We start from the raw sequence: 10,677 nt of genomic DNA on the forward strand, positions 1-10,677 counted from the left end.
ATCAGGTGTCCCTCATATGCGCGGCACCAAATGCACCCGGCAACAGATCAGCTATTGTGGTTTTGGTTTCAAGACCATCGGCAGTCGCCATAGTGACCACCACATCGCCTTTTCCGAATTCAGCCAGTTTCTGACGGCAGCCGCCGCAAGGTGGCACCGGATGCGGACTGCTGGCAACCACGTAAACTTCGGTCAGTTCTTTGTCGCCTGCGGCGATCATCGCGGCAATCGCCCCTGCCTCGGCGCAGGTGCCTTCTGGGTAGGCTACGTTTTCGACATTGCAGCCGATGTAAACCGTGCCTGAACCTGCCCGGATCGCCGCCCCGACCTTGAAATTCGAATAAGGCGCGTGCGCATTTTCACGAGCAGCCAAAGCAGCATCTTTCAAAGACATGACGATTCCCAATTTTTGATCACTTGGTCAGAATGTCATACCCTAAATGAAAGCGCCGGGGAATTTGAAGCCCCCGAGCGCGGATAATCACAAGCATTTAGCCCAGAGTCGTGTTGAATGTGCCGGGCAGCGTTACTTCCAACAATTCGACATCGTCAGTTGGATCAGACAAACGAGTTCTCATGCCAGGTGGAATGACGAAGGCGTCGCCCTGTTCCAGCCGATAGGGTTCGCGCCCCTCACCCTCAAGTGTGACCTCGCCATCCATCACAAAGGTAAAGTGGATATCAGTATCGTGGCTGGCCCACTCTGGCTGACCTTGCCCGCGACGGAAGACCTGCACACCCGCGACACCCTTGGTGTTTTCGGCAATGGTTGTGTCGCGACAGACATATCCGGGCAGACGGAAAGGTATCCACTCCGCGTCTTTGGCCTGATTATAAACAAACCGTTGGCCCTGCCATTCCCGGTCCGGTCGGAAGTGTGGTGTTGGCAGGTCCATCTCGTGGTCGATCTCGGTCACATGTTCAGCCGGTACACCAATCTCGATCACCTGCACGTTGTCCGATGCCTCAAGCACTCGGTGACGGATTTCGGGCGGTTGAATAAAGCAATCACCCGCTGTCAGGCGCATTTTCTCACCCTGATCCTCGTAAACCACATCCACCCAACCGTGGATGCAGAAGATAAGCTGAAACCCGACCTTGTGAAAATGCACCATGTCCGGCACCGGGCCGCCATCGGGAATGCGGATATGACTGGCGATGATCGAACCGCCCAACCTGTCAGGCACCAGATCGCGATAATGCATCCCTGCCCGCCCTATGATCCAAGGTGCCTGATCTTTGAGGCGGCGAACAACAAATGAATGAACCGTTTCCGGCATAACCAGCGGTGGATCCAGTTCCTCTATTTCGATCCGGGTGCCATTTGGTGCGACAAGACTGCGCTGGCCGTCAGCGAACCTGTCGGGGTCAGACGTCAAAATGCGCAAGGTCCCAGGAGACCCGGATGCGTCTTTCTCGATCCGCAAACGTAAACCATGTCCGGAAAACACAGCGGTATTTGGATCGTCGGCTGGATAGATCATGTCCATCCGCATCCCCAGCACCTTGGTGTAGAACGGAATATCGTTGCGGAGTTCCTGCGTCGGCAGGCGGATTTCAGCGCGCGTCTGGAAGTCTTTCGGATCGCTTGTCATTCTGTATCTCTTCGGATCTGATTTTTGGCCATCCGATCAGAACAGCGGCCAAAATGCCAATTGAAAAGTACATTTCAAGCATTTCTTCAAGCACGAACAGGCGCGTAGCCATCGTGACCGAAAGGCTTTCCGAGAAAAATCCACTGACTTCTTCGAGTATCTGCGCCAGTACAGCAACACTTCCGGCTAGGACAAATACCGTCAGAAATGGTGCGCGGATCCTAAGTGCGCGTACTCCGTTTGGTATCCCGTGCCAAAGCAAACCACCAATGACAATCACGCCCAAAGCGATCCGGACTGTGGTCGCATCAAGCAGTAAATCCAGCCATTCTAGCACGACGAAAAGTACGCTGCCTTCGGTGTAGACCTCTGCTTCCAGCTCGCGCTCGGCCAACAGTAGGCAGACAAGTGCAATATATAAGCGCGAGAGGCCTGGAAAACGCACCAGCGCGACCAGCCCGGCAGTCAGCAACGCAGTGGCTGAAATTGTCTCGATCAAGCCGCCCTCTTGGTTGAATGCTGCGGCCTGCAAAGGCCAGATCATGATCACGCAAAGCAGAACAGCAGCCAAAGAAAGCGAACCAACCAAGGCACCCCCTTTGGTGCCAAGCCTGTCAAAAGCGGTGGCCATTTGCGCGTCAGCACAAGCTTTGTTTTTATTGCGCATGATCAGATCCATCGCTTCTGAGGCCCGTTAGATTGTCGGGAATTGACTGTACATAGAAGCAAAGCATCAAATCTCAACCAGCAACCCCTTAACGTATCCGTGAGACCTTATTTCGACAGCAATCCGAGGCGACATAGCCAAGCGTTGAGAAATGGTTTAACCATCAAACGAATATTGGAACGGAGTTGAATTGCCGATGTCTGACACACCGAACCTGCGACAGGCTGCGCTTGAATATCATGCCCATCCGAAGCCCGGAAAGCTTGAGATCAAGGCCACGAAGCCGATGGCAAACGGCCGGGACCTTGCACGCGCTTATTCGCCTGGAGTGGCCGAAGCCAGCCTCGAGATCAAAAGCGACGCAGCCAATGCAGAAAAATATACTGCGCGCGGCAATCTGGTGGCTGTTGTTTCGAACGGCACTGCGGTTCTGGGGCTCGGCGACATCGGTGCTCTGGCATCAAAGCCGGTGATGGAAGGCAAGGCGGTCCTATTCAAAAAATTCGCTGGCATCGACTGTTTTGACATCGAGGTGGATCAGCCTGACCCCGAAAAACTGGCAGATATCGTCTGCGCGTTGGAACCGACTTTTGGCGCGATCAACCTTGAAGACATCAAGGCACCGGATTGTTTCATCGTTGAAAAACTGTGCCGAGAGCGGATGAATATCCCCGTCTTTCACGACGACCAGCACGGCACCGCGATCGTTGTTGGGGCCGCTGCCAAGAACGCCCTGCATGTGGCAGGCAAGAAGTTTGAGGATATCAAAGTTGTCTCAACCGGTGGTGGCGCCGCGGGGATCGCCTGCCTCAGCATGTTGGTGAAGCTTGGGGTCAAACGCGAGAATATCTGGCTGTGTGACATTCACGGTCTGGTCTATGAGGGCCGCGCCGAGGATATGAACCCGCACAAGGACCAGTTTGCCCAAAAAACCGATCTACGCACTCTGGACGATGTGATCCCGGATGCCGATCTGTTCCTGGGGCTGAGTGGACCGAACGTGTTGAAGCCCGAGATGGTTGAAAAGATGGCTAAAACCCCGATCATCTTTGCATTGGCCAACCCAACTCCGGAAATCCTGCCACAAGCGGCACGCGAAGTTGCGCCAGATGCAATCATTGCAACCGGCCGCAGCGATTTCCCGAACCAAGTGAACAATGTCTTGTGTTTCCCGTTCATCTTCCGGGGTGCCCTGGATGTTGGTGCGACTGAAATCAATGACGAGATGCAAATCGCCTGCGTCGACGGAATTGCCGACATGGCCCGTGCGACAACCAGCGCTGAAGCTGCGGCAGCCTACAAGGGAGAGCAGTTGACCTTTGGGCCGGATTATCTGATCCCCAAACCTTTCGACCCGCGCCTCGTCGGAGTCGTTTCGTCATCTGTTGCGCAAGCAGCCATGAAAAGTGGGGTCGCAAAACGGCCCATTGATGACCTAGAAGCCTATAAGGAACGGCTAAATCAGACTGTGTTCAAATCGGCTCTTCTGATGCGACCAGTATTTGAAGCCGCAGCAGTTGCTTCCCGGCGGATCGTTTTTGCGGAAGGCGAGGACGAGCGGGTATTGCGTGCAGCACAGGCTATTTTGGAAGAAACCACAGAAACCCCGATCCTGATTGGTCGCCCGGACGTAATCGACGCACGATGCGAACGACTGGGGCTGACAGTTCGTCCGGGGCAGGATTTCCAGATTGTGAACCCGCAGGACGATCCGCGCTACTACGACTACTGGAACTCATATCACCAGATCATGCAGCGGCGGGGGGTCACTCCGGACCTCGCAAAAGCCATCATGCGCACCAACAATACTGCAATTGCGGCGATCATGGTGCATCGCGGCGAAGCTGACAGCATGATCTGCGGTACATTCGGCGAATACCGCTGGCATCTCAATTATGTTGAGCAAGTTCTGGATGATGGCGATTTACGCCCGCACGGCGCGCTGTCACTTATGATTCTGGAAGACGGCCCCCTATTCATCGCCGACACGCATGTACGGCAACTGCCCACCCCCGAGGAACTCGCCGAAACAACCATCGGCGCAGCCCGTCACGTGCGGCGGTTCGGACTGGAGCCGAAGATTGCATTCTGTTCGCAATCGCAGTTCGGCAATCAGGCAGAGGGATCGGGCAAGCGCCTTCGGGCGGGCCTTGAGATACTCGATTCTGAGCCGCGCGATTTCAGCTATGAGGGCGAGATGAACTTGGACCTGGCCCTTGATCCTGAATTGCGTGCACGTATTTTCCCGAACTCGCGTATGGAAGGCGCTGCGAATGTCCTGATTTTCGCACACGCGGATGCAGCAAGCGGGGTGCGTAACATCCTCAAGATGAAAGCGGACGGGCTAGAGGTGGGACCGATCTTGATGGGAATGGGAAACAAAGCCCATATCGTAACGCCATCAATCACTGCCCGGGGGCTGTTGAACATGGCGGCCATCGCCGGAACGCCAGTGGCACATTACGGGTAAACTGGGCGCGGCGGTAAGAGGATACTCACGAACGGGCTCCGGACCAGTTGCCCAAGTTGATTCTATTGGCACAGTCGCTTTTGCAGCGGTGAGTTAGCAAATTTGCAAAACCTTAGATGGATCAACTAGAGGGTCATAAATATCAGAGAATTTGCAAAACTTTGCAGTCCAATCTGAAAGGTTCTGCAAAGATTTTGCGATAAACTGACGCGCCGCATTCCGCGTCGCTTGCCCGAGGCACCTTCGGCGCCTAACACAAAACGCGAGGAATTTGGGAGGAGGCCATCATGGCATATCAGGACGTCTACGAGAGCTGGAAGAACGACCCCGAAGCATTCTGGATGGATGCGGCAAAAGGGATCGACTGGGTTCAAGAGCCCAGCAAAGCTCTGTTCGACGACAATGCGCCTCTCTATGAATGGTTCAGCGATGCCAAGGTAAATACGTGCTGGAACGCAGTCGACCGGCATGTGGAAAACGGTCGTGGCGAGCAGACCGCGATCATCTATGACAGTCCCATCACACATACCAAACGCGAAATCTCCTACGTCGAGCTGCGCAACAGGGTCGCTAATCTGGCCGGTGCGCTCCGCGCGAAAGGCGTTGAGAAAGGGGACCGGGTCATCATCTATATGCCGATGATCCCTGAAGCGTTGGAGGCCATGCTGGCCTGCGCCCGCCTTGGAGCGGTGCACTCGGTGGTGTTCGGCGGCTTTGCCAGCAACGAGTTGGCCGTGCGTATCGATGATGCGAAACCCAAGGCGATCATCGCCGCTTCATGCGGGATGGAACCGGGTCGTGTCGTGCACTACAAACCGCTGTTGGATGGCGCGATCGATCTTGCCAGCCACAAGCCCGAGTTCTGCGTAATCTTCCAACGTGAACAGGAGGTTGCACAACTTATCGAAGGGCGCGATGTCAATTGGCATGGGTTCCAATACGGAACTGAACCTGCAGAATGCGTGCCTGTAAACGGCAACGATCCGGCGTATATTCTGTATACCTCGGGCACCACCGGGGCTCCAAAAGGTGTCGTGCGCCCGACCGCTGGCCATCTGGTCGCGCTGAATTGGACGATGAAGAACATCTACAACGTTGATCCAGGTGACGTGTTCTGGGCAGCGTCAGATGTGGGCTGGGTCGTGGGGCATTCCTATATCTGCTACGCTCCGCTGATCCATGGCAATACGACCATTGTGTTCGAAGGCAAACCCGTTGGCACGCCAAACGCTGGCACCTTCTGGCGTGTGATCTCCGAACATAAGGTCAAAAGTTTTTTCACGGCCCCGACAGCCATTCGCGCCGTCAAACGCGAAGACCCCGATGGGAAGTTGATGTCGAAATACGACCTCTCCCGCCTGAAGGCGCTATACCTTGCAGGTGAGCGGGCCGACCCGGACACCATCATCTGGGCGCAGGATGCGTTGAATGTCCCGGTCATCGATCATTGGTGGCAAACCGAAACCGGATGGACAATCGCGGGTAATCCACTTGGTATCGAGGAACTTCCGATCAAATTGGGTTCACCTGCAAAGCCCATGCCAGGCTATGACGTTCAAATTCTGGACGAAGGTGGCCATCCCATGAAACCAGGTGAATTGGGAGCTATCGCGGTCAAGCTGCCATTGCCCCCAGGTACGTTGCCGACCCTCTGGAACGCCGAGGCGCGGTTCAAGAAGTCGTATCTGGAGCATTTCCCAGGCTACTACGAGACCGGTGACGCAGGCATGATCGACGAAGACGGTTATCTTTATATCATGGCGCGCACCGATGATGTCATCAACGTTGCTGGCCACCGTTTGTCGACTGGCGGGATGGAAGAGGTGCTGGCTGCGCACCCCGATGTGGCAGAATGTGCCGTGATTGGCGTGTCGGACCAACTAAAAGGGCAAATGCCGGTTGGATTCTTGTGCCTCAATGCCGGATCTGAACGGAACCACCAGGATGTGGTGGCGGATGTGGTCAAGATGGTCCGGGACAAAATCGGGCCTGTCGCTGCGTTTAAGAATGCGGTGGTGGTAGATCGCCTACCCAAGACGCGATCGGGCAAGATCCTGCGAGGCACGATGGTGTCGATTGCGGATGGCGATGAATACAAGATGCCTGCCACCATCGATGATCCAGTTATTCTGGACGAGATCAAATCGGCCCTGCAAACCATCGGTTACGCGCAGTAACTTTGCAATGGAATCCAACAGTGCACCAAAAAGGCGCACTTGATTTGCGCTAAAGCGCGAATGCGAGGCTCTGCCTCGCGCTCCGGGATATTTTCGGCCAGATGAAGGGTGGATCCGTTTTGTCTTACTGGGGCTTGTCATTGGTCGCGCCTCCCCTCAGGTTGAAGTGAGGAGGACGAGCATGACAAACGGCGAGATTTGGCGTCTGAGTGCGACCGAACTGACTGTTCTGACAAAAAAGGGCGATCTGAGCGCGGAGGCAGTCGTCAAGGATGCATTGGTGCGTATGCACCAAGTGAACCCCGAGTTGAATGCAGTTGTGGAAGATCTTGGTGCGGAGGCGATGGAGCGTGCATCCGCTCTTGACCGTGCCCGTCGTGATGGTGCTTTGGCTGGTCCCCTGCATGGTGTTCCGGTTACGATCAAGGTGAATGTGGACCAGAAAGGTCATGCAACCACCAATGGCGTGGTGGCCCTGAAGGATGTCATTGCACCAGATGATGCTCCTGTGGTCTCAAACTTACATAAAGCAGGTGCGATTGTCATCGGGCGGACCAATACCCCCGAATTTTCATTCCGTGCTGATACGGACAACCCGCTTCATGGGCGCACGCATAATCCCTGGGGCCGCCATATTTCACCCGGCGGATCGTCTGGTGGCGCCGGCGCGGCCGTTATGGCGGGAATAGGCGCTCTGGGTCATGGCAACGATATCGGTGGTAGCCTGCGTTTTCCCGCCGCAGCCAATGGTGCGGTCACCGTGAAACCGGGGCTTGGCCGCGTGCCCGCGTGGAACCCAAGCCAAAAGGCCGAGCGGGGAATGCTGGCGCAGTCGATGTCGGTTCAGGGGGTGATTACCCGAACGGCCGCAGATTTACACCTGTCTATGCCAAGCCTGATTGAACCAGACCCTCGGGATCCCTTTCACGTACACCTACCCTGGCGCGGCAATATGCAAGACGGACCGATCAAGGTCGCCTTCACAAAAAACACGTTCGGCTACGCATTGCATCCAGAAGTAGACAAGGCGCTGGATACGGCACGGGACGCCTTAATCGATGCCGGATATCTGGTTGAAGAGATTGATCCGCCAGATGTGTTCGAATGCGGCAGGTTGGGCTACCGCGCGCTGATGGGCGAAGTGCTGACCTTGATGAAAGGTGATATCGAAGCTGCCGGATCGCAAATCATCCGCGACATTTTTGAAGTTTATTTCCAAGAGTTTCCCCCGATTGTCGGAGACGATCTGATTCAGGCCCTTGCGCAGCGCAGCCACCATGCGCGCGAATGGTCATTGTTCCTGCAGGATTATCCGTTAGTCCTGTCTCCATTTCTGCCGCAGCCATTTTTCAAGCCTGATCGAGACACCGAAGGCGCGGAGGGTGTTCATGAGGTGCTGGGCTGTGCAGTATATTCTTATGCGATGAACTTTCTGGGGTTGCCCGCTGCCAGCGTTCCCGCACGCCTTGCGGAATTGCCGAATGGCCCCCAACCGATCAACATTCAGATCGCTGCCCGGTGCTGGCGCGAAGATATGGCCGTAGATGCCGCAGCCGCCATCGAAGAGCGCGTCGGGCAGATGGCCCCGATTTTATGGGAGCAAATGAGCAATTAGGTCCAACTTGTGCCCACGTAGCAGCTTGCCATAGAGAATAGACCCCGGGGTTTTGTGCCCGGGGTCCGCATAATAAAATATGCCCGGATTTTAGAAGACGAGCGTAGCACCACCCACCCTCGCCAGCGCAAAAACTGCGCAATCATTCGAAAACACCGTCAGATGGCCACTCACTTCCACCTTGGCGTGTTCTCCGGGCAAGTTGAAGCTAACAAACCATTATCGGTGTGGATGTGAACTGGTTCACACAAACGACAGGAAATTTATCAATTCGCTCACATTTATGTGAACTGCTCGGAAATCAGTCGCTCCTCCAATCCATGCCCCGGATCAAAAAGTATCCGGTGTTGGATGCTCGTATCAGACCTAATTTCGACCCAGTCGATATCTGGAAAAGAGATTGAATCAGCCGCAACGATAACTGGTCGCTTGTCAGCATCGATCACGTCGAACCTGACCTTTGCCATTTTCGGCAGCAAAGCACCGCGCCACCTTCGCGGGCGAAATGCCGCGATGGGTGTCAGCGCCAACACGTCTGCGCCAATCGGAACAATAGGTCCATGCGCAGAGTAGTTATAAGCCGTTGAACCCGCAGGAGTGGCGAGTAATGCGCCATCACACACAAGCTCGGCCATGCGAACACGCCCATCCACACTAATCCTGAGTTGCGCTGCTTGCGGTCCTGCACGCAACAGCGACACCTCGTTGATCGCCAGCGCTTCGTGTTTTTGGCCAGACTGATCCATCGCGGTCATTGCCAATGGGTTGACGACCTCTTCCTCTGCCTCGGCAAGCCGAGCCATCAGATCGGTCTCGGCATATTCGTTCATCAGAAACCCGATGGTCCCGCGGTTCATACCGTAGACTGGTGTATTCAGATGCTGGATACCCTGCAGCGTTTGCAGCATGAAGCCATCCCCACCCAGCGCGACAACCACATCCGCATCCCTGGGTGCGGCATTTCCATAGCACGCCACAAGAGAGTCTCGGGCAGTTTGCGCCACTTTGGCATCGCTGGCCAGAAAGGCGATTCTCTTGGTCATGTTTTATGGTTTCCAGTGCTGCACATTTGGTTCCGAAACAAACATACCTTTCCGCAATAGGCCAGACTTGACGCCATAGCGGGCCAATTCGTCGCTTTACAGCCTTTCTGATTTCTACCGTTTCCGATAGGAAATCCGCCAGATAAACCCCAGCCCTGTGGAGCCATTATGAACGCCAATCTTCGTGATACCGGTTTCTTCACCCAATCCCTTGCCGATCGTGACCCCGAGCTATTTGGCTCGATCACATCCGAATTGGGCCGCCAGCGCGATGAAATCGAGCTGATCGCATCGGAAAACATCATCTCTGCCGCTGTCATGGAAGCGCAGGGCTCGGTGATGACCAACAAATACGCCGAAGGTTATCCCGGTCGTCGCTACTATGGCGGTTGCGAGTTCGTTGATATCGCTGAAAACCTGGCCATCGACCGCGCCAGGCAGCTGTTTGGTTGCGGCTTTGCCAACGTGCAGCCGAACTCGGGCAGCCAAGCGAACCAGGGCGTGTTCCAGGCGCTGATCCAACCCGGCGACACCATCTTGGGCATGAGCCTGGATGCCGGCGGTCACCTGACCCACGGCGCGCGCCCCAACCAGTCGGGCAAGTGGTTCAACGCGGTGCAGTACGGCGTCCGCAAGGAAGACAACATGCTGGATTATGATCAGGTCGAGGCGCTTGCGAAAGAACACCAGCCCAAGCTGATCATCGCAGGCGGTTCGGCCATTCCACGTATTATCGATTTTGCCCGCATGCGCGAGATCGCCGATATGGTCGGTGCGTATCTGCACGTGGATATGGCGCATATTGCGGGCCTGATTGCAGCGAGTGAGCACCCGTCGCCCTTCCCGCACGCGCACGTCGCGACAACCACCACGCACAAGACGCTGCGCGGCCCCCGTGGCGGCATGATCCTGACCAACGACGAAGCGATCGCGAAAAAGGTAAACTCGGCAATCTTCCCCGGTATTCAGGGTGGTCCGCTGATGCATGTGATCGCTGGCAAAGCAGTAGCGTTTGGCGAGGCGCTGCGGCCCTCGTTCAAGGACTACATCAAGCAGGTTATTGTGAACGCTCAGGCCCTTTCAGATCAGCTGATCAAGGGCGGTCTCGAC

Annotated in this window: 8 protein-coding genes; 4 read left to right on the forward strand and 4 right to left on the reverse strand. The window is 55.6% G+C overall.

Translation table 11 applies throughout. The features are described from left to right. Position 1: 1 nt before the first annotated feature. The 3 genes from AC2FI7_RS02450 to AC2FI7_RS02460 form a co-directional block, all read right to left on the reverse strand. Positions 2-394, reverse strand: coding sequence for a cytidine deaminase (locus tag AC2FI7_RS02450; protein ID WP_010438862.1), 393 nt, complete (start codon positions 392-394; stop codon positions 2-4). A gap of 97 nt (positions 395-491) precedes the next feature. Further along, entirely contained in the window at positions 492-1,595 is a 1,104-nt protein-coding gene (locus tag AC2FI7_RS02455; protein ID WP_010438860.1) for a cupin domain-containing protein, read from the reverse strand. Next, positions 1,558-2,262 (reverse strand): hypothetical protein, encoded by a 705-nt coding sequence (locus AC2FI7_RS02460; RefSeq protein ID WP_496833221.1) that lies wholly within the window; start codon positions 2,260-2,262, stop codon positions 1,558-1,560. The genes AC2FI7_RS02455 and AC2FI7_RS02460 overlap by 38 nt, the downstream gene beginning before the upstream one ends. Positions 2,263-2,458: 196 nt before the next feature. On the opposite strand from AC2FI7_RS02460, the gene AC2FI7_RS02465 reads away from it, so the two are divergent. The 3 genes from AC2FI7_RS02465 (at position 2,459) to AC2FI7_RS02475 (ending at position 8,524) form a co-directional block, all read left to right on the forward strand. Next, positions 2,459-4,732, forward strand: coding sequence for an NADP-dependent malic enzyme (locus AC2FI7_RS02465; protein WP_010438856.1), 2,274 nt, complete (start codon positions 2,459-2,461; stop codon positions 4,730-4,732). A 287-nt stretch (positions 4,733-5,019) separates the two neighbouring features. Further along, positions 5,020-6,909 carry a propionate-CoA ligase PrpE gene (prpE, locus tag AC2FI7_RS02470; RefSeq protein WP_010438852.1) on the forward strand — a complete coding sequence of 630 codons (1,890 nt, stop codon included), beginning with the start codon at positions 5,020-5,022 and terminating at the stop codon, positions 6,907-6,909. A 181-nt stretch (positions 6,910-7,090) separates the two neighbouring features. After that, on the forward strand, positions 7,091-8,524 hold the full coding sequence (locus AC2FI7_RS02475; RefSeq protein WP_496815599.1) for an amidase family protein: 1,434 nt from the start codon (positions 7,091-7,093) through the stop codon (positions 8,522-8,524). Positions 8,525-8,805: 281 nt separating this feature from the next. On the opposite strand, the gene AC2FI7_RS02480 is transcribed toward AC2FI7_RS02475, so the two are convergent. Next, a complete protein-coding gene (locus AC2FI7_RS02480; RefSeq protein ID WP_010438846.1) occupies positions 8,806-9,567 on the reverse strand; it encodes an NAD kinase in 762 nt (253 codons plus the stop codon). 168 nt (positions 9,568-9,735) lie between these two features. Between AC2FI7_RS02480 and glyA the strand changes: the two genes are divergently transcribed. Continuing rightward, the coding region (gene glyA, locus AC2FI7_RS02485; protein ID WP_496815600.1) for a serine hydroxymethyltransferase at positions 9,736-10,677 on the forward strand (942 nt) is incomplete at its 3' end.

The sequence above is a fragment of the Ruegeria sp. YTSA064 genome (assembly GCF_059610325.1).

Bases quoted from the DNA above. Each gene is read 5' to 3' on its own strand.
- AC2FI7_RS02455 (WP_010438860.1), bottom strand. From the start codon at position 1,595: ATGACAAGCGATCCGAAAGACTTCCAGACGCGCGCTGAAATCCGCCTG.
- AC2FI7_RS02480 (WP_010438846.1), bottom strand. From the start codon at position 9,567: ATGACCAAGAGAATCGCCTTTCTGGCCAGCGATGCCAAAGTGGCGCAA.
- prpE (WP_010438852.1), top strand. From the start codon at position 5,020: ATGGCATATCAGGACGTCTACGAGAGCTGGAAGAACGACCCCGAAGCA.
- AC2FI7_RS02475 (WP_496815599.1), top strand. From the start codon at position 7,091: ATGACAAACGGCGAGATTTGGCGTCTGAGTGCGACCGAACTGACTGTT.
- AC2FI7_RS02465 (WP_010438856.1), top strand. From the start codon at position 2,459: ATGTCTGACACACCGAACCTGCGACAGGCTGCGCTTGAATATCATGCC.
- AC2FI7_RS02460 (WP_496833221.1), bottom strand. From the start codon at position 2,262: ATGCGCAATAAAAACAAAGCTTGTGCTGACGCGCAAATGGCCACCGCT.
- AC2FI7_RS02450 (WP_010438862.1), bottom strand. From the start codon at position 394: ATGTCTTTGAAAGATGCTGCTTTGGCTGCTCGTGAAAATGCGCACGCG.